The sequence below is a fragment of the Burkholderia sp. Se-20373 genome (assembly GCF_017104705.1).
GTDB lineage: Bacteria > Pseudomonadota > Gammaproteobacteria > Burkholderiales > Burkholderiaceae > Burkholderia.
Genome location: NZ_JAAGPH010000145.1, coordinates 1 through 18,905 on the forward strand (window position 1 = coordinate 1; position 18,905 = coordinate 18,905).

16 protein-coding genes, 1 rRNA gene, 1 pseudogene and 1 riboswitch are annotated in these 18,905 nt (G+C 66.6%); of the genes and pseudogenes, 9 read left to right on the plus strand and 9 right to left on the minus strand.

All coding sequences use genetic code 11. From position 1 onward, the window contains the following. Together G3N96_RS31540 and nadE are read left to right on the plus strand one after the other, a co-directional pair. Window positions 1-391, plus strand: a 391-nt coding sequence (locus G3N96_RS31540; protein ID WP_206139621.1) for a DMT family transporter, incomplete at its 5' end; no start/stop codon positions are given. A 243-nt stretch (window positions 392-634) separates the two neighbouring features. Then, window positions 635-1,483, plus strand: coding sequence for an ammonia-dependent NAD(+) synthetase (gene nadE / locus G3N96_RS31545; protein ID WP_206139622.1), 849 nt, complete (start codon window positions 635-637; stop codon window positions 1,481-1,483). 69 nt (window positions 1,484-1,552) lie between these two features. Here the strand turns inward: nadE and G3N96_RS31550 are convergent, their stop codons facing one another. The 3 genes from G3N96_RS31550 to G3N96_RS31560 form a co-directional block, all read right to left on the minus strand. Next, window positions 1,553-3,229, minus strand: a complete 1,677-nt coding sequence (locus tag G3N96_RS31550; protein WP_089426691.1) for a peptidase S1 — start codon at window positions 3,227-3,229, stop codon at window positions 1,553-1,555. Between the two features lie 76 nt (window positions 3,230-3,305). Beyond that, on the minus strand, window positions 3,306-4,913 hold the full coding sequence (locus tag G3N96_RS31555) for a S53 family peptidase (protein ID WP_124584941.1): 1,608 nt from the start codon (window positions 4,911-4,913) through the stop codon (window positions 3,306-3,308). Between the two features lie 248 nt (window positions 4,914-5,161). Then, window positions 5,162-5,785, minus strand: coding sequence for a LysE family translocator (locus G3N96_RS31560; protein ID WP_206139623.1), 624 nt, complete (start codon window positions 5,783-5,785; stop codon window positions 5,162-5,164). A 134-nt stretch (window positions 5,786-5,919) separates the two neighbouring features. Here G3N96_RS31560 and G3N96_RS31565 point away from each other — a divergent pair, with 134 nt between their 5' ends. Next, on the plus strand, window positions 5,920-6,384 hold the full coding sequence (locus G3N96_RS31565) for an Lrp/AsnC family transcriptional regulator (protein WP_039339739.1): 465 nt from the start codon (window positions 5,920-5,922) through the stop codon (window positions 6,382-6,384). 129 nt (window positions 6,385-6,513) lie between these two features. Here G3N96_RS31565 and G3N96_RS31570 read toward each other — a convergent pair whose 3' ends face one another. Then, complete coding sequence (locus G3N96_RS31570; RefSeq protein ID WP_043181461.1) at window positions 6,514-7,425, minus strand: LysR family transcriptional regulator; 912 nt, start codon at window positions 7,423-7,425, stop codon at window positions 6,514-6,516. Between the two features lie 140 nt (window positions 7,426-7,565). Here G3N96_RS31570 and speB point away from each other — a divergent pair, with 140 nt between their 5' ends. The 3 genes from speB (at window position 7,566) to G3N96_RS31585 (ending at window position 11,577) form a co-directional block, all read left to right on the plus strand. Next, entirely contained in the window at window positions 7,566-8,522 is a 957-nt protein-coding gene (gene speB / locus G3N96_RS31575) for an agmatinase (protein WP_011353980.1), read from the plus strand. A 54-nt stretch (window positions 8,523-8,576) separates the two neighbouring features. Then, window positions 8,577-9,902 (plus strand): MFS transporter, encoded by a 1,326-nt coding sequence (locus G3N96_RS31580; protein ID WP_206139624.1) that lies wholly within the window; start codon window positions 8,577-8,579, stop codon window positions 9,900-9,902. Between the two features lie 172 nt (window positions 9,903-10,074). Further along, window positions 10,075-11,577 carry a cytosine permease gene (locus G3N96_RS31585; protein ID WP_206139625.1) on the plus strand — a complete coding sequence of 501 codons (1,503 nt, stop codon included), beginning with the start codon at window positions 10,075-10,077 and terminating at the stop codon, window positions 11,575-11,577. Between the two features lie 106 nt (window positions 11,578-11,683). Here G3N96_RS31585 and G3N96_RS31590 read toward each other — a convergent pair. The 3 genes and pseudogenes from G3N96_RS31590 to G3N96_RS31600 all read right to left on the minus strand — a co-directional run. Next, window positions 11,684-12,022, minus strand: a pseudogene (locus tag G3N96_RS31590) (5-methyltetrahydropteroyltriglutamate--homocysteine S-methyltransferase); the annotation flags it as partial. Window positions 12,023-12,114: 92 nt separating this feature from the next. Continuing rightward, window positions 12,115-12,837, minus strand: a complete 723-nt coding sequence (locus G3N96_RS31595) for a CbtA family protein (RefSeq protein WP_124584949.1) — start codon at window positions 12,835-12,837, stop codon at window positions 12,115-12,117. Between the two features lie 13 nt (window positions 12,838-12,850). After that, window positions 12,851-13,060 carry a CbtB-domain containing protein gene (locus G3N96_RS31600; RefSeq protein WP_006488502.1) on the minus strand — a complete coding sequence of 70 codons (210 nt, stop codon included), beginning with the start codon at window positions 13,058-13,060 and terminating at the stop codon, window positions 12,851-12,853. Window positions 13,061-13,092: 32 nt separating this feature from the next. Beyond that, window positions 13,093-13,235, minus strand: a riboswitch (cobalamin riboswitch). A gap of 45 nt (window positions 13,236-13,280) precedes the next feature. On the opposite strand from G3N96_RS31600, the gene G3N96_RS31605 reads away from it, so the two are divergent. From G3N96_RS31605 to G3N96_RS31615, 3 genes are all read left to right on the plus strand, one after another. Beyond that, a complete protein-coding gene (locus tag G3N96_RS31605) occupies window positions 13,281-13,868 on the plus strand; it encodes a histidine phosphatase family protein (RefSeq protein ID WP_124584951.1) in 588 nt (195 codons plus the stop codon). Window positions 13,869-14,053: 185 nt separating this feature from the next. Next, complete coding sequence (locus tag G3N96_RS31610) at window positions 14,054-15,646, plus strand: inorganic phosphate transporter (RefSeq protein ID WP_206139626.1); 1,593 nt, start codon at window positions 14,054-14,056, stop codon at window positions 15,644-15,646. A 310-nt stretch (window positions 15,647-15,956) separates the two neighbouring features. Further along, window positions 15,957-16,700 carry a 2OG-Fe(II) oxygenase gene (locus G3N96_RS31615; RefSeq protein ID WP_206139627.1) on the plus strand — a complete coding sequence of 248 codons (744 nt, stop codon included), beginning with the start codon at window positions 15,957-15,959 and terminating at the stop codon, window positions 16,698-16,700. 274 nt (window positions 16,701-16,974) lie between these two features. On the opposite strand, the gene G3N96_RS31620 is transcribed toward G3N96_RS31615, so the two are convergent. Together G3N96_RS31620 and rrf are read right to left on the minus strand one after the other, a co-directional pair. After that, complete coding sequence (locus G3N96_RS31620) at window positions 16,975-18,399, minus strand: DHA2 family efflux MFS transporter permease subunit (RefSeq protein ID WP_124584955.1); 1,425 nt, start codon at window positions 18,397-18,399, stop codon at window positions 16,975-16,977. A 390-nt stretch (window positions 18,400-18,789) separates the two neighbouring features. Further along, a 5S ribosomal RNA gene (rrf, locus tag G3N96_RS31625) occupies window positions 18,790-18,902 on the minus strand. Window positions 18,903-18,905: the final 3 nt, after the last annotated feature.

An 18,905-nucleotide genomic window follows, 5' to 3' on the forward strand; every position in this document is an offset into this window, starting at 1 on the left:
TCTCGCGGTCGGGTCGATCACCGCCGGCTCGCTGTACCAGAAAGGCAAGCTCGCGCAGAGCGACCTGCGCACGGCGGTTGCCATCCAGAACTTCGGTGCGGCCATCGTCGCGGCCATCTTCGTCGCGCTGCTGCACGAGACGCGCTGGATCGGCGCGCCGGCGCTGTGGGTGTCGCTCGTGTGGGGCGTCGTGTTCCTGTCCGGCGGCGCGGTCACGATGCTGATGTGGATGCTGCGGCGCGGCAACGCCGCACGCGCGACGTCGCTGCTGTTCCTCGCGCCGCCGCTGGCCGCGCTGCAGGGCTACTGGCTGTTCGGCGAGACGCTCGCGGCGATCCAGCTCGCCGGCTTCGCGCTCGCGCTGGTAGGCGTCGTGCTCGCGCGGCGCTGACGCGGCCGACCGTGTGAGGGCGCCATGCAGCCGCGCCCACACCAGCCGCCACGCGCATCGAATACCGGCCGCGCGAACGCCCGTTACACGGCATCGCTGCACCCGCCCGGCGCACCGTGCACCACGGCGATGCGGCCCGTCTCGCCGAAGCAACGCGAAATCGCCGGATCGCACGCCCGGCGCGGCGCCGCGCCGCGATTGCGCTTATGATGGGCGCCTTGATTTCGTTCCGGAACTCCTTTCATGACATCCGCCGATTACGCCAGCCGCCAACGCGCGATCATTGCCGAACTGAACGTCGCCCCGCACTTCGACGCCGAGGCCGAAATCGACCGCCGCGTCGAGTTCCTCGCGCAATACCTGCGTTCGACCGGCCTGCGGACCTACGTGCTCGGCATCAGCGGCGGCGTCGATTCGTCGACGGCCGGCCGGCTCGCCCAGTTGTCGGTCGAAAAGCTGCGCGCGGGCGGCTACGATGCGCGCTTCATCGCGATGCGTTTGCCGAACGGCGTGCAGAACGACGAAGCCGATGCGCAGCGCGCGCTCGCGTTCGTCCGCGCGGACGAGGAATTGACCGTCAACGTGAAGCCGGCCGCCGACGCGATGCTCGCCGCGCTGGTCGCGTCCGGCCATGCGTTCGAGACGCCGGCCCAGCAGGACTTCGTGCACGGCAACGTCAAGGCGCGCGAGCGCATGATCGCGCAGTACGCGGTGGCCGGCGCGCGGCGCGGCATCGTGATCGGCACCGATCACGCGGCCGAATCGCTGATGGGTTTCTTCACGAAGTTCGGTGACGGCGGCGCGGACATCCTGCCGCTCGCGGGGCTGAGCAAGCGTCGCGTGCGTGCGGTGGCCCGTGCGCTCGGCGGCGACGAACTGATCGTGATGAAGGTGCCGACCGCCGACCTCGAGGAACTGCGCCCGCTGCGCCCCGACGAGCACGCGTACGGCGTCACCTATGACGAGATCGACGACTTCCTCGAAGGCAAGCCCGTCGCCGACCACGTGTACGAAACGGTGCTGCGCTTCTACGACGGTTCGCGCCACAAGCGCGCGCTGCCGTACACGATGTTCGACTGGCCGGCCGCGTAAGCCGCCCAGATTAAAAAAACGCCGCGCGCACCGTCATGGCTGCGCGCGGCGCCCTGCCGACAGGCACCGTTACGCGTGCCCGCCCGTCTTCGTCGCCTGCAGCGCACGAATCCGCATCCGCGCCCCCGTATCGCTGACCGTTGCGTCATACATCGCCGCGAGATCGCGCTTGAGCGCGGTGCGCGAGCCGCCGTCGAGATACACCATGTGCCCCGACGGATAGAAACGCGCGGACAGGTTCTGCCGCACCTTCTGATCCTCGAGCGGCATTTGCTGCAGGTCGATCACGGTCTGGTAGAACGGCGTGACGAAATCGTAGAGGCCGTTCGCCGACAACACCTTCAGGTCGACGTTCAACGCCATCACCGCCGCGAGATCGCCGGCCGTGTAGAGGATCACGTTCCCCTGCGCATCGATGCCCTGCTGCGCGCCGGTCGGGTCGGTGTGGTGGAAATCCCAGTTCTGGAACGCCTGGTCGTTCAGGTCGGTGAACGCGGAACTCGACGTGAACTTCAACTGCTCGTTCAGGTAGCTGTTCCACATTGCCGTATAGACGCCCGTCACGGCCGTCATCGTCGGATCGTTGCCGCCGGAGTTCGGGTCGATCTTGCCGGCGATGCCCGACGAGATCCCGGTCACGCGGCCGTCGTACGAACCGAGCGCCAGCCCCTGTGCCTGCAGCAACGTCGTCAGGAACAGCGAATTGCCGCGCGCGTTGTAACCCGCAATGTCGAGCCCCCACGTCTGCAGCGTCGCCGTGTCGATGCCCGTGTATTGCGACAGCTTCTTCACGGCGGCGGGGTCGGCATGCGGCACGTTGCGCAATGCGGTCAGGTAGTCGGTGCGCGCGAACTGCGCGACTTCCTCGACGAACGCGCCGAGATCGGTCGGCGCCGGCGTGACGCCGAGTTTCTTGTGATACCACGCATCGGCCGCCGCGGTCGGTAGCGCGCCGACCGGGTTGCCGGCCTGCCGGTAGTCGAGGATCGACGATTGCAGCGTGATGCCGTTCAGGTCGACGCCGTCCTCGTGCAGCTTGTACGCGAGCACGCAGCTGCGCGCGGTGCCGTACGATTCGCCGAACAGGTATTTCGGCGAATTCCAGCGGTTGTTCTTCGTCAGGTAGCGCTTGATGAACTGCTTCAGCGAATCCGCATCCTGGTCGACGCCCCAGAAGTTGCGATTCTTGTTCGGCGCGACAGCCGCCGAATAGCCGGTGCCGACCGGGTTGATGAACACCAGGTCGCTGTGGTCGATCATGCTGTCCGGGTTGTCTTCCATCTGGTACGGCGCGGGCGGCGTGAAGCCCGGCATCGACGTCTTGATGCGCTTCGGCGCGAACGAGCCCAGCAGCACGAACACCGACGACGAGCCCGGCCCGCCGTTATAGAAGAACGTCACGGGCCGCGTTTCTTCCTTCGCGCCGTCGGCCGTGAACGCGACGTAGAAGAGCTTCGCGGCCGGCTGCGAACTGCTCGGATCGACCGTCACGAGGTGGCCGGCCGTCGCCGTGTACGCGATGCGCTTCCCGTCGATCAGGATCGTGTGATGCGTGATCGCGGCCGCCTCGGTCGTGTCGGTCACCGAGTCGTCGGGGCCATTGCCGTACGCGACCGGATCGAAGAACGGCTGGTCGCGCCCGTGGCTCAGCGCGACCGGGTTGATGGTCGGCGGCACGCCATGCGAGTTGTGGTCGCCGTGATGCAGCGGATACACGCCGCCGGAAGATGCGGAATCGATGCCCATCGTGCTGCTCCTGGAGGTGAGAAAAAGGCGCGGACAAGGAAGCCCGCGCCATACGGAAAGACGTATCCCGCGGCCGTCAGCTCGACGGCTTGCGCGTCAGGATCGCGGCGAGCTGCGCGCCGTTCGGGCTGCCGAGGCCCGTACACGCATCCCAGCCCTGCGCGGCCGCGTACGTACCGTTCGATCCTTGCGTGATGTCGCGCAGCGCACCCGGATTCTTGTAAAGCACCGGATTGATCCAGCCGGCAGTCGCACCGCCCGCCGCCGCACTCGCCGCCGCATTGATCCGTGCAATCAGCGCGGCCCACAGCGGCGCGACCGCGCTCGTGCCGCCCATCACCGTGGCCGTGCCCGCGATCGACACTTCGTAGCCGGTCTGCGGCGACGCGTCGCCGGCCACGTCCGGCACGCCGCGTTTCGCGAGCGGTGTGCGGCTGCCGTCGGCGCGCGTGACGGTGAGCCCCTGCTGCCACGCCGGCAGGTCGAACAGCGTGCTGACGCCGCCCCCGCCCGCGCCGCCGCCGGCCGCCTCGTCGTTCCACGTGACCTCGCTGCGGATGCCCTGCCCGGGCAGCGCGTCGAGCTGCGTGCCGCCGCAGCCGAGCACGTACGGGCTCGAGGCGGGGAAGTCGACATGATCGGCGCCGTCCTGCAACCCGTCGCCCGAACCGCTGTCGCCCGATGCCGCGCACACCGTGATGCCCTGCGCGGCGGCCGCCTGCAGCACGCGGTTGAACGCCTGCGCGGACTGCGCCTGCCAGATCGCCTCCGGGCCGCCCCAACTGATCGAGATCACCGACGGCTTGTGGGTCGTGTCGCTGACGGCCGCGTTGACGGCCTGGATGAAGCCCGCGTCGCTGTTCGGCGCGAAGTAGACGGCAATCTTCGCGGCCGGCGCGATCGCGCCGGCGATCTCGATGTCGAGCGCGACTTCGCCGTCCGGGCCGCTCGGGTCGCCGGTCGGCGTGTTGCGGCCGGTGCCGACGTTTACGTCGACGAGCGTCGGCGGTGTCGTGATGCCGAGCCCGCGAAAATACTGCTGGATGTCGGCCGCGCGGTAGCCGCCGCCGAGCTCGATGATCGCGATGCATTGCCCGGCGCCGTCGCCGGCCGGGAAGCCGTACAGCGATGCCAGCTGGATCGGGGTGAACGTGACGCCCGCCGCGCCGCCGCGCGCGGGCTTGAACGGCGGCCGCAGCCGGAAGTGCGGCCGCGCCTGCGGGCGGCTGTCGAGGCCGAGCACGGCCGTGACGGCATCGCCGAGATCGTCGGGCAGCGCGATCGGGCCGGAGCGGCCGCGATACTGGCCGATCGACCGATGCTCGAAGCGCTCGAGCTTGACGCTGAACGCGGCTTCGAACTGCTGGATCGTGCCGGACAGCACGACGACGCTTTCAACGGGATCGACGCGATCGACCGTCAGCTGATGGCGATGCGCGAAGTCCTCGGCCTTGCGAATATCGTCGGGATTGGCGGAAAAGCGTTGCGCGAAAGTGGCGCGCGACACCGGTTTCGCTTGCGCGTCGCCGGTAGCGAGCTGGTGAAGCAGCGTATCGAGTTGCCCTTCTTCCTGCCGCCGCAACATGATCGTGACGTGGATGCGTTCTGCCGGATCGCACGGGCCGAGGCACTTGGACTCGGCGACGATTCGGGGTTCACGGTCGGCGTGAAGATGCCTAGCCATGTTCAGACCCTCCTTGGTACCGCGTTGCACGGAACAGCCAGGAAATCGGACAGGGCCGGCGGGAGACGGTTCCGTTCGGTCGGTCGGGTTCGCGCAGCGCGAAGTTACAGGGAGTTTAGAACAGTCAGACGATTTGCGCGCACGCCCTTCCGCGACGGGGCGCACGCACGGGCCGGCGTTGCGCACGGCCTGCATCGGGTGCGGCAACGCACCGCGCAACCTGCGCCGGCGCGACGCCGCATCGGGTCTCAGTCCATCGACAGGCGCAACGCGAAGCCGATCAGCGCCGCGGAAAACGTCCAGCGCTGCACCGTCTGCGCGAGCGGATGCGCGCGCATCCATGCGGCGATCCGCGACGCACCGAACACGCACGCGAGGTCGAAGCACACGCCGGCCGCCACCAGCAGCGCGCCCAGCTCGAACATCTGCAACACGACCGGCCCGGCCTCGGGACGCACGAACTGCGGCAGCAGCACCGAGCAGAACAGCAGCGCCTTCGGGTTCAGCAGGTTGGTGAGCAAGCCCTTCACGAACGACTGGCGCAGCGCGCCCGCCGCCGCCGCATCGCCGTCGCCGAGCGCGAATACGGGCGAGCGGAACACCTGGATCGCGACATAGGCGAGATAGAGCGCGCCGCCGTAGCGGATCACTTCGTACAGCCACGGCGCGCTGCGAATCAGCGCCGCGACGCCGCAGGCGGACAGCGTCACGTGCGCGGTGCGCGCGAGCGACAGGCCAGCCGCCGCCGCCATCCCCGGCCGCACGCCGCGGCCGATGCTGGTCTGCAGCACCAGCGCCATGTCCGGCCCCGGCACCGCGTAAATGGCCGCCAGCGCGGCAAGATAAATCAACAGCAAATGCGTGGAAATCATGGTCTGCCCCTGTCCTCTTACGACGATATATTGCCGCCAGAGGGCGAGGGATTATTGGCCATCTTTGGTTCAGGATTGGCGATCTCTAGGGGAATCCGCCACAATCATGAAATCCATAAAAGGATTCCACCAACATGACCGAACTCGACAAAACCGACCGTGCCATTCTTGCCGCGGTGCAGCGCGACGGCCGCCTGCCGATCGCGCGCCTCGCCGATTCCGTGGGTCTTTCCGAGACGCCCTGCGCGCGGCGCCTGAAGCGACTCGAAAGCGACGGCTACATCGAGCGCTACCGCGCGCAGTTGTCACGCCAGGCGCTCGGTTTCGGCGTCGTCGCATTCGTGCTCGTGCGGTTCGCGACGCACGATCGCAAGACCGCCGACCGCTTCGAGCGGGAAGTCCTTGGCATCGAACGGATCCTGGCGTGCCACAACGTGGCGGGCACAGCCGACTATCTGCTGCAGGTCGTGGCGCGCGACCTTGACGACTACGGCACGTTCCTGCGCGAATCGCTGCGGATGCTGCCGGGCGTGACGTCGATCGAATCGGCGCTGTCGCTGCGCGAGGTCAAGCACGACGCGGGGCTGCCGGTGCCGTGATGCCGGTGGGCGGCCGGTACGCGCTAGCCGCACCCGGCGCGCCTCGGTTCGTCACGTCGACGCCGATCGATGTGGACTGCGTCGGGCCCCACCGCGGCAACACTCGCCCACATTGTTGAGGCCGGCAGCCTATGCAATGTCGGGCGGCTGGTGCGCGCGTTCGAGATCCTCGAGAAACGCTTCCACGAGCGGATTGCCGCGCCCGTTGCGCGCGACGACCATGTGGAACGTCACGTCGTAGCGCAACTGCTCCGGATTGAGCGGCGTGAGCAGCCCCTGCGCGACGTACGGCGCCGCGAAGTGCTGCGGCAGGTAGCCCAGGTGGTGGCCGGACAGGATCAGCAGCGCGACGGCCTCCATGTTGTCGGCGGTCGCGGTCACGCGGTCGGGCGTCGTCGACATCTGCGCTTCGGGCAGCGGATACGAGCGCCACGCCCATTCGAAGCCCGCGACGTCGGCCGGCGTCAGCGCGCCGGCGCCGTCGAACAGCGGATGGCCGCGCCCGCAGTACGCGACCTGGCGCTCGATGAACAGCGGCGTGTAGTGCAGCGACGGCACCCGGTGCCAGAAGTAGCCGACCGCGATCTGGATCTCGTCGCTCAGCAGTTTCTCCTCCAGATCCCCCGGCGCGCGCACGGAAATCGAGAAACGCACCGCCTCGTCGCGGGTGCGGAACGCGGCGATCGCCTCGGCAATCCGCGCGTTCTGGCTCACCGGTGTATGGCCGATCAGGCCGATGTGCAGCGTGCCGACCAGCTGGCGGTCCATGTGCCGCGCGGCCATCCCGAATTCGTCGAGCGCGGCGAGCAGCTTGCGGCTCATCGCGTGAAACCGCTCGCCCTTCGGCGTGAGCCGGAAACCGCTGCGGCCGCGCTCGCAGAGCCGGTAGCCGAGCCGCGTCTCGAGCGACGAAAGCTGCGCGCTGATCGTCGACTGCCCGACGTTCAGCACCGCCTGCGCGGCCGAGACGCCGCCTGCGTCCGTGACCGCGAGAAACACGCGGATCAACCGCAGATCGAGGGTCGACAGATTCCCCAGCACGTTCATCCCCTTCCATACATCGATGAAAATCGATGTTTACGTCGATATCTTCGCATTCTTCTTTGCGGGCCGAGCGCGTAAAACTGTGCGTCAAGCCGCGTCGCATGATACGGCAACCCCACATCGGAAGAGACAGCCCCATGAACGACCACACCCATTTCCAGCCGCTCGGCGGCAATGAAATGCCGCGCTGCGGCGGCATCGCGACGATGATGCGCCTGCCGCACGTGGCGAGCGCCGAAGGCCTCGACGCCTGTTTCGTCGGCGTGCCGTTCGATCTCGGCACCTCCAACCGCACCGGCGCGCGCTTCGGCCCGCGCCAGATCCGTACCGAATCCGTGCTGCTGCGCCCGTACAACATGGCCACGCGCGCCGCCCCGTTCGATTCGTTGCAGATCGCCGACATCGGCGACGTCGCGATCAATCCGTACAACCTGCACGATTCCATCGCGCGCATCGAAGCGGCGTACGACGCGATCCTCGAGCACGACTGCAAGCCGATCACGCTCGGCGGCGACCATACGATCGCGCTGCCGATCCTGCGCGCGATCCACCGCAAGCACGGCAAGGTTGCATTGATCCACGTCGATGCACACGCCGACGTGAACGACACGATGATGGGCGAAAAGATCGCGCACGGCACGCCGTTCCGTCGCGCGGTCGAGGAAGGCCTGCTGCACGGCGACAAGGTCACGCAGATCGGCCTGCGCGGCACCGGCTACGCCGCCGAGGATTTCGACTGGTGCCGCGAGCAGGGCTTCCGCGTCGTGCAGGCCGAGGAATGCTGGAACAAGTCGCTCGCGCCGCTGATGGAAGAAGTGCGCGCGCGCGTCGGCGACACGCCCGTCTATATCAGCTTCGACATCGACGGCATCGACCCGGCCTACGCGCCCGGCACCGGCACGCCGGAAATCGCGGGCCTCACGGTGCCGCAGGCGCTCGAGATCATCCGCGGCGCGAAGGGGCTGAACATCGTCGGCTGCGATCTCGTCGAAGTCGCGCCGCCGTACGACCCGTTCGGCACCACGGCGCTGCTCGGCGCGAACCTCGCGTACGAGCTGCTGTGCGTGCTGCCGGGCGTCGCGTACCGCGACTGATCCCCGCGCCGCCACCTATTCCAAATCAGAGGATCCAGAGGAGCACACATAAAGATGGGGACTTCCGTCAAGCAACCCAAGCGGGCGGCGCTCGCGTCGTTCGTCGGCACCACGATCGAGTGGTACGACTTCTATAGCTACGCGACCGCCGCCGCCATCGTGTTCGGGCCGCTGTTCTTCCCCGGCGAAAACCGCTTCATCAGCCTGCTCGCGTCGTTCGGCTCGTTCGCGGTCGGCTTCTTCGCGCGGCCGCTCGGCGGCGTGATGTTCGGCTACCTCGGCGACCGCTTCGGCCGCAAGCGCTCGCTGCTCGCCACGCTGATGCTGATGGCCGTGTCGACCGTCGCGATCGGCCTGCTGCCGACTCATGCGCAAGCCGGCGTGATCGCACCGATCCTGCTCGTGCTGATGCGCGTGCTGCAAGGCATCGCGGTCGGCGGCGAATGGGGCGGCGCGGTGCTGCTCGCGGGCGAGCACGCGCCGGAAGGCAAGCGTACGTTCTTCGCGTCGTTCGCGCAGCTCGGCAGCGCGAGCGGCCTGATCCTGTCGATGCTCGCGTTCGGCGCGATCAGCACGCTGTCGAAGGAAGACATGATGAGCTGGGGCTGGCGCGTGCCGTTCCTGGCAAGCTCCGTACTGCTGATCGTCGGCTTCGTGATCCGCGCGAGCGTGTCCGAGTCTCCCGAGTTCGAGGAAGTCAGGAAGAGCGGCAACATCGCGCAAAAGCCGCTGCGCGAGGCGCTCAAGTACTGGCCGCTGCTGCTGCTCGCGATCGGTGCGAACGTGTACGGCATCGCCGGCGTGTATTTCAGCAACATCTTCATGATCAGCTACGCGACGCAGTTCCTGTCGCTCGACCGGTCGATGGTGCTGCATTGCATGACGATCGTTGCCGTGCTGCAGTTCGTCGTGCAGCTCGCGGCCGCGTTCCTTGCGCAGCGCTTCGGCACCACGCGCGTGCTGCTGATCACCGGCGCATGGGCCGCGATCGTCCCGTTCGTCATGCTGCCGCTCGTGCACATGGGCACGCCGCTGTCGATCACGGTCGGCGTCGGCCTCGCGACGCTCGCGGAATCGGGCTACTACTCGGTGGTCGCGGGCTTCGTCAGCGGCATCTTCGTCGCACGCATCCGCTACACGGCGATCTCGATCGCGTACCAGGTGTGCGGCGCGCTCGCCGGCGGCCTCACGCCGCTCGTCGCGACCATCATCGCGCAGAACACCGCGCCGCAATGGTGGCCGCTCGCGCTCCAGTACACGAGCGCCGCGATCCTGTCGTCGCTGTGTGTGTGGCTGATCTCGCGCCGCGTGAGCATCGACGATGCGGGCGTGGCGAACCGGAAGGAAACGCCGCTGCCGCGCGGCGCACGCACCGCGTAACCGCTCGCAACGGGCAGGCCCCTCGCCTGCCCGTTTTTCGTTGTGCGCCTCGGCGGTGCGTCGCACCGCCGCCCGGTTCCACACTATTCATCGCTTGCCACGCAGACGTCGCGGCAGGCTGGCGCACGCGGTCGCCCTGCCGAGCCGCGCACGACCCAGGAGACAAATCGTCATGACCCGCCCCGACACGCTCGATCTCGGTCGCACCGAATCGGCCGGCCTTGCGATCGAGCACCACTCGATCGACTACATTCCCGAACACGAGCGCCACGCGAAGCTCGCCAGCCAGGGGCCGTTCTGGTTCCTCGGCAACTTCCATTTCTTCACGATCTCGATCGGCTTCGTCGGGCCCGGCATGGGCCTGTCCGCCGGCTGGACGACGCTCGCGGGCGCGCTCGGGATCATGTTCGGCACGATCTTCATGGCGTTTCACGGCTCGCAGGGGCCCGAGATGGGGCTGCCGCAGATGATCCAGTCGCGCGCGCAGTTCGGCTATCGCGGCGTGATCGTCGCGCTGCTCGCGACGTTGTTCGTGTTCGTCGGCTTCAATGTCGTCAACGTGTCGCTGATGGTCGACGGCGTGCACAACGTATTCGGCATCGATGGCGGCTTCGTCGCCGTCGCCGCCGTGACGACAGGCGCGCTGCTCGCCATCTACGGCCATGACCTGATGCACCGGACTTTCACGTGGGCGCTGATCGCGACGCTGCCGCTCTATGCGCTCGTGACACTCGCGCTCGCGTTCGGCCATGTGACGCCGGCACCCGCCACCGTTGCACCGGTTGCCGCGCCGGGCTTCAACTGGATCGCGTTCGCCACGCAATTCGCGATCGCCGCGAGCTACAACATTTCATATGCCCCGTATGTGTCGGACTATTCGCGTTATCTGCCGAAAAACACGAGCCGTGCGAAGCTGATCGCCGTGATCTTCGCCGGCGCATCGCTGTCGGGCACCTGGATGATCGGCCTCGGCGCGTGGCTCGCGCAGAAGCTGCATGCGGCCGATGCGCTGGTCGCGATGAACGACGTCGGCACGTCGCTCATGCCGGGCCTCGGCAAGCTGATCGCGATCGTCTCGCTGGTCGGCTTCCTGCCGATCATCGCGCTCAACGCGTACAGCGCGATGCTGACCGTACTGACCGCCGCCGATTCGATCGTGCCGATCCGGCCGACGCGCCGCGCGCGCGTGGCATCGATCATCGCGATCAGCACGTTCGTGCTGGCCTGCGTATTCGCGATCCGCGGCAACGGCATCGCGCTGCTGCAGACGTTCCTGACGCTGATGCTCTACTTCCTCGTGCCGTGGACCGCCGTGAATCTCGTCGACTATTTCTTCGTGCGCCGCGGTCACTATGCGATCGCGCACTTCTTCGTGCCGAACGGGCTCTACGGCGCGTGGCAACCGCGCGGCATCGTCGCCTACCTCGTCGGCTTCGCGGCGATGGTGCCGTTCTTCTATATCTTCGACGCCGAGGCGAACCGCGAGATTTTCGTCGGGCCGTTCGCGCGCCTGCTCGGCGGCGTGGATATCGCGTGGCTCGTCGGCCTGGTCGTCGCGGGTACTGCGTACTGGCTGCTGTCGCGGTCGCTCGACCTCGCACGCGAACGCCGCATCATTGCCGAGACGCCATCACCCGAGACGCTCGCGGGCCCCGTCGAACACGAGCACGCATGATCACGCACTGCCCGTGACACCGGGCCAGCCCGTCACGGAACGCATCACGCCGCCGGCCGCCCCGCCCGACCATCGATCGCGGCAGCCGGCACGCACCCTTCGCGCGTTACCGCACCGCGTTGCGCAGCGTCTTCGCGGCGGCGACCATGTTCGTCAGCGCCGGAATCACTTCCGCCCACCGGCGCGTCTTCAGGCCGCAGTCCGGGTTCACCCACAGGCGTTCCGCCGGAATCCGCTCGGCCGCCTTCTTCATCAGGCCGACGATGTGCTCCCGCGTCGGGATGGGATGTTCGGCGAATGGATGTCGTACACGCCCGGCCCGATTTCGTTCGGATTCCTGCACGCCGTTCGCGGTGAAGCGGAACGATTCGACCGCCCACTTCAGGTATTCGCCCCACTGCGTGCGGCGCAGCGGCAGCCCTTCGCGCAGCGCGGTCTCGTCGATCGACTATCTGGCCGCGTTCGTCGCGCAGGCGCGCGCATCGACGTGGGGCGCGCCGCGCATGCTGCGCCAGGCGCGCTTCGTTGCGATGTGCGTCAGGCGGCGCGCATGCCGATGCGTTCGCCGCGCTCGACCCACGCACCGAACAGCAGGCCGATCGTCGTCCACATGATCACCTGCATGCCGATGGCCGCCACGCGGAACTTCCACAGCAAGGCCGCCGGGAAATCGGCCGGCAACTCGCTGACCGACGGCAGCCCGACCTGCACGGCCGCGATGATCGCGACGAACACGAGCCCGGCGACGATCGACGCGTTCCACTGCCCGAGCTTCGCCAGCAGATGGCGGCGCACGCTGACCGAGAACACCATCGTCGCGACCGAGATCGCGATCATCAGGAAGAACAACCCCGTGCGATAGCCGATCGTGTCGGGGTCGCCGACCGACGGCGGATTGGCCGGGTACTTGAGGTTCGGCACGATCACGAGCGCGACGAACGACGCCAGCGCGAGCCACGCAGCCAGCGGCCGTGCCGGGAGGCGGCTGCCTCGGCCATACGCATACGCAAAGACGAGCGAGAACAGCCCGCCGAATGCCGCGCCGTAGGTCACGACACCCGTCAGCAGACCGAGGCCGGCTTGCGTGTGGCGGCTGACCAGTTCGGGTTCCGGTGCTTCGCCTCGGGCGGCTTCGGTTTTTTCCTCGACGGAGATTGCCTGATCGACTTGCGGTTCGCCGACGATTTTCGCGAAACCGAACGTGAGGAGGCCTGCGGCGATGCCTGCGAGCATCCCGCGCATGAGCAGCTTTCCGACCATCGTGAACTCCGCGTCAGTGGCAGGGGAAGCCGAGCAGATGGCGGCCGTCGTGGACGAACTCGTGGACATACATGCCCGGCACCAGCGACGTCGCGCCTTGTTCCGCACCGACGAAATACAGTGCGAGCAGCAGGATCAGGCCGACGAACACGGCCCACGGCAACAGTTCGCGGACGGGGATGGGTGCCGGCACGACCGCCGGCTTCAGCACTGCTTCGCTCATGGATGCACCTCAGGGGAATCGCGCCCCGACAAATGTTGGATGGGTACGAAGGCAGGTCTGGCTTCCGGGATCATGGATCACCGGTTACAGTGGCGCGACCGCGCCGGGATTGCACCGGCTTCCGCGTTTCGTATCGGGCGAATTGTACGCGCGAACGTTCGCGTATTGAAGCGGCGACGGGCGATCGCATTCACTCGTCCCGGATCATCCGAACAACGACATGAACATGCCTGCCTCGCTGCGCCTGATCGCACACGCCTCGACCCGGGCAATGCGCACCGGTACGTTTCCCGACGACGACCCGCTCGACGCGCACGGGCTCGCCGACGCCGCGGCGCTGCACGATCGGTGGGCACGCGTGACCAGCGCGCGCGTGCTGTGCAGCCCGGCCCGCTGCGCGGTGCAGACCGCCGATGCGCTCGGCCTGCGTGCCGCCATCGATGACGCGCTGCGCGACATCGACTACGGAAACTGGCGCGGCAAGCGGCTGCACGACCTCGCGCGCGACCTGCCTGACGAACTGGGCGCGTGGATCGGCGATCCCGCCGCGTCGCCGCACGGCGGCGAATCGTTCGATGCCGCGATGCGCCGCGTCGGCACATGGTTGAACGCGCTGCAACACGGCGGCGACATCGTCGCCATCACGCATGCGCCGATCGTTCGTGCGGCCGTCGCGCATGCGCTGCGAATGGATTCCGGCGCGGCCATCCGCATCGACGTCGCACCACTGTCGTGCACGACTTTCGCTGCGTCGCCGCACGGATGGACATTGATCGCCGACGAAGATCGGCGCGACGCTGCGACCTAACCGCCTGCCGTATTGCATTCGCGATATCGACCACGACACGAGCCGATGGGTCGCGTCGTATCGCAATTGCCTGGCGACGTTCACCTTACGCCGCTGCAAGACACGCCGCTCGTTGTCCCTGCTGTCATCAAACTGACTGCTAGCCGAAGCTAGGATCGGTCGCGGTTCCCTTACGAGATACCGTCATGAATCAGCCTGCTTCGTCTGCCCCGAACAATTCGGGTTCCGTCGAGCGTACCAAGCAGCTCGGCTATGCCGTCTTCCTGCTGGTGCTCGCGATCGGTGCGGTCTATATCGCCACGCACCTGTTCGACGATCTGTCGCCGATGCGCGAAGGATCGCTGTTCCCGTACCTGATGCTCGGCGCCGCGCTGCTGATCGCGCTCGGCTTCGAATTCGTCAACGGTTTCCACGACACCGCGAACGCGGTGGCCACCGTGATCTATACGCACTCGCTGACACCGAACGTCGCGGTGATCTGGTCCGGCCTGTGGAACTTCCTCGGCGTGATGATCTCGAGCGGCGCCGTCGCGTTCGGCATCCTGCAACTGCTGCCGGTCGAGCTGATCCTGCAGGTCGGCAGCGGTGCGGGCTTCGCGATGGTGTTCGCGCTGCTGATCGCCGCGATCGTATGGAACCTCGCGACCTGGTATTTCGGGTTACCGTCGTCGAGCTCGCATACGCTGATCGGGTCGATCATCGGCGTCGGGCTGATGAACCAGCTGATGCACGGGCCGTCCGGCACCAGCGGCGTCGACTGGGGCCAGGCGCTCGGCGTCGGCAAGTCGCTGCTGCTCTCGCCGCTCGTCGGCTTCCTGTGTGCGGCGCTGCTGCTGCTCGTGCTGAAAACCCTCGTACGGATTCCGGAGCTGTACAAGGAGCCGCCGAAGGACCAGCCGCCGCCGTTCTGGATTCGTTGCCTGCTGATCCTGACCTGCACGGGCGTGTCGTTCGCGCACGGCTCGAACGACGGCCAGAAAGGGATGGGGCTCATCATGCTGATCCTGATCGGCACGGTGCCCACTGCCTATGCGCTGAACAAGGCCGTCACGCCGGCCGAGACGCAGACCTTCGTGGCGGTCGCGAACCAGGCAGCCGCGACGTTCGGGAAGTACACGAACGGCGTTGCACCGTCCGCGAACCCGCGTGCCGACGTCGAGCTTTACGTACAGCATCGCGAACTGACGCCGGCCGTGATCCCCGCCGTACGGCAGTTGTCCGCGTCACTCGCGACCGCGGTCGGTACATCGGGCTCGATGGCGGCCGTGCCGCAACGCGACGTCGACAACGTGCGCAACACGATGTATCTGGTATCCGAAGCCATCCGCCTGATCGAGAAGTCCGGTCAGCCCGCGTTCGCCGCCGACGACAAGCTCGCGATCGACAACTATCGCAAGCAGCTCGACCACGCGACCAAGTTCATTCCGACGTGGGTGAAGGTGGCGGTCGCGATTGCACTGGGCCTCGGCACGATGGTGGGCTGGAAACGGATCGTCGTGACCGTGGGCGAGAAAATCGGCAAGCAGCATCTGACGTACGGACAGGGCGCATCGGCCGAACTCGTCGCGATGCTCACGATCGGCGCGGCCGACGTGTACGGATTACCGGTGTCGACGACGCACGTGTTGTCGTCGGGCGTCGCAGGCACGATGGCGGCGAACGGATCGGGCTTGCAGTGGGGCACGGTGCGCAGCCTCGTGCTGGCGTGGGTGCTGACGCTGCCGGCGTCGATCGTGCTTGCCGGCGGACTCTATTGGCTGTTCCGGTCGGTGGCGTAAGCGGTGATGCAGCGGGTGGCCGGGCGGAGCCGGCTACCTGCTGGAGAAGATTCGACCCTTGTCGCTCGCTGTCCCGTCTCTCCGTCTCTCCAATTCGACTCGTCGAGGCATTCGGTGCGTCCATGCCGTCGCGAACGCTCACCCTCTTTCTTTCCCGAATTGAAGCGCAAGATCTGGAGCGCGCCGGCGCATCGACATCCGTAGACTGAGCTCATCAACATTTACCGTGGACTCAACCGTGCGGACGACGTGCCCGAAGCATTCCGCACCGCTGCATGGCGCCACATTGCTGACGAACCGAGGTATGTCCGTGAACATTGCCGACCTGCAACCTGCCGTCGAATCACTGGAAATTGCGCAACGCATCGACGCGATCGACTGGACGACTGTCGATGCCGATCTCGGTCGCCACGGATGCGCGCGCGTGCCGGGCCTGCTCTCGGCAAGCGAGTGCGCGACGCTCGCATCACTCTATCCACACGATGCACTCTATCGCTCGCGCGTCGTGATGGCGCGGCACGGGTTCGGTCGCGGCGAATACAAGTATTTCGCGTATCCGCTCCCCGCGGTCGTCGCCGAGCTGCGTGCGACGCTCTACCCGCATCTCGCGCCAATCGCGAATCGCTGGAACACGGCACTCGGGATCGACGTCCGCTATCCGGCAGACCACGCGGTCTTCCTCGCGCGCTGCCATGCAGCAGGACAGACGCGACCGACGCCGCTGATCCTGCAGTACGGCGTCGACGACTACAACTGCCTCCATCAGGACCTGTATGGCGAGCATGTCTTTCCGCTCCAGGTCGCGATCCTGCTATCGGCGCCCGGCCGCGATTTCACAGGTGGAGAGTTCGTACTGACGGAACAGCGACCACGCATGCAATCGCGCGCGGAAGTGGTGCCGCTGACACAAGGCGACGCCATCATCTTCGCCGTGCACGGCAGGCCCGTGCAGGGAACGCGCGGCGTCTATCGCGTCAACCTGCGCCACGGCGTCAGCCGGATTCGGAGCGGCCATCGCCACACGGTCGGCATCATCTTCCATGACGCTCAGTGACGGCGAGCGGAATACGCACGATGCTCGCAGGCCATCCGTCACGCAGACGGATTTGTGCGGGAAATGCCGCGCATCCGGCGTGCCAATCGCTCGTTACCCATCCGGATTCTTTGCAAACGGACATCAGCGCGCGACCAGTTCATCCATCCAATCCGGCAGATGATCGCTTTCGATTCGCGCCAGACCGTCGCGACTCGTCGGATCGACGTTTCAAGTGAGCGACAGGAAGCAGAAGCACTCACCTGTCGCGACACAAAATCGATGGGAACCCGACCTACCCGCGCGCCACATTCGCCCGCAATCGATCACCCGCATCGGAGGCGAGCCGTGCGTATCCCGGCAACGTCAGCAACGCGAGGACGCCCGCTGCGACGAACGCCCAGCGAAAGTCGTCGAGTACGTAGTGCATGCCGACCGCATCGCCCCTTACCCATGCCGCGAGTCGAAGCGACAACGCACCGAACGCAATGCCCATCCCGATCGTCATCTGCTGAGCGGCGCTCCACAGCGTGCTGGCCGCGCTTGTCTGCTGGGCCGGGATATCCGCATAGGCAAGCGTCGCGAGCGTCGTGAACTGCATCGACCGCGTCAGTCCGTAGACGAATACGACGAACAGCGTGATCGCCAGTGGCGTCGATGCAGTCAGCCAGCCGCATGCGATTGTGAAGAGGCCGACTATCGTCACGTCGACGAGTGCGACGCGCCGAAAGCCATAGCGGTCGAGAATCCACGACGTTCCCGCCTTCATCCCGAGATTGCCGAGCGCACTCGCGAGCAGCAGCAGGCCGGACTGGAACGGCGACAGCCCGAAACCGATCTGGAACAGCAGCGGCAGCAGGTACGGCACGGCATTGATGGCCATCCTCGTGATCGACCCGGTGATCACGGTCACCGAGAACGTCGGCACTTTCAATGTCGTGAAGTCGAGCAGCGGATGCGCGCAACGTTGCGCATGCCACCAGGCGGCGATGCCGAACATCACGCTCGCGCCCACCAGGACGGCTGCGCGCGTAAAGTGGACGTCCTGCTGGCCGGCCGCTTCGGTGCCGATCAGCAGACAGGTCAGCGCGCCCCCGGCGAGCACGAAGCCAACCCAGTCGAGCGGCCGTTGCTCGTCGGCCCGCGTGTTCCGGACGATCAGCCAGGTGCAGACCAGTGCGGCAATGCCGAACGGGACGTTCAGCAGGAAGATCCACCGCCATGATGCATAGGTCGTGATGAAGCCGCCGATCGGCGGCCCGACGACAGGAGCGACGATGCCTGGCCACGTGATCGTCGCGATCGCGCGCATCAGCTTCGCCTTCTCGGTGCTGCGAACGACGATCATGCGCCCGACCGGCACCATCATCGCCCCGCCGACGCCTTGCAGCAGGCGCGCAGCGGTGAATGTCACGACACCTTCGGACAACCCGCACAGCACCGACGCACCGGTAAAGACGACGATTGCACTGGCGAACACCGTGCGCGAGCCATAGCGGTCCGCGATCCAGCCGCTGATCGGGATGAACACTGCCAGCGCCAGCATGTAGGCCGTCATCCCGAGGCTCAGCGCATTCGGCCCGACACCGAACGAGCGCGCCATTTGCGGCAGCGCGGTCGCGATCACGGTCGTGTCGAGGTACTCCATGAAGAACGTTGCGGCGACGAGATACGGCAAGAAGTCGGTCGTCCGACCACCTTGGGCAGGGTTGTCAGTCATGAACGGTGCGGGAGACGGAATACGGGGAACACCGACTGCCAGCAGATGTGTGGAAGCGCCGGGAATCGGGATGAATCGCGATATTACCCCGAAGGGCTTGCACCCCGCTCTACCGGGCATGTCGCGCGAATGGACTTTATGCGCATAGATTTTTATGACGATTTGGCGCTGAGTTTGTTGTGTGCGCCGGCGATCACGTTGGCGCAACGTGTCGAAGGACCGGTGGATGGTCTAGAGGGCTTTCGTCCAGACTTGTCAATTGCCGGCCATTTTCGACAAACATCGCTCATCGTCGGCCATTGTTGGGCCATCTATGGATGGTCGACGCGCATTTCCGCCGCCGAAATGCAAAAACCCCCGCCTTTCGGGCGGGGGTTTCTGGCTTAGGGAGCCTGACGATTACCTACTTTCACACGGGAATCCGCACTATCATCGGCGTAGAGTCGTTTCACGGTCCTGTTCGGGATGGGAAGGGGTGGGACCGACTCGCTATGGTCATCAGGCAA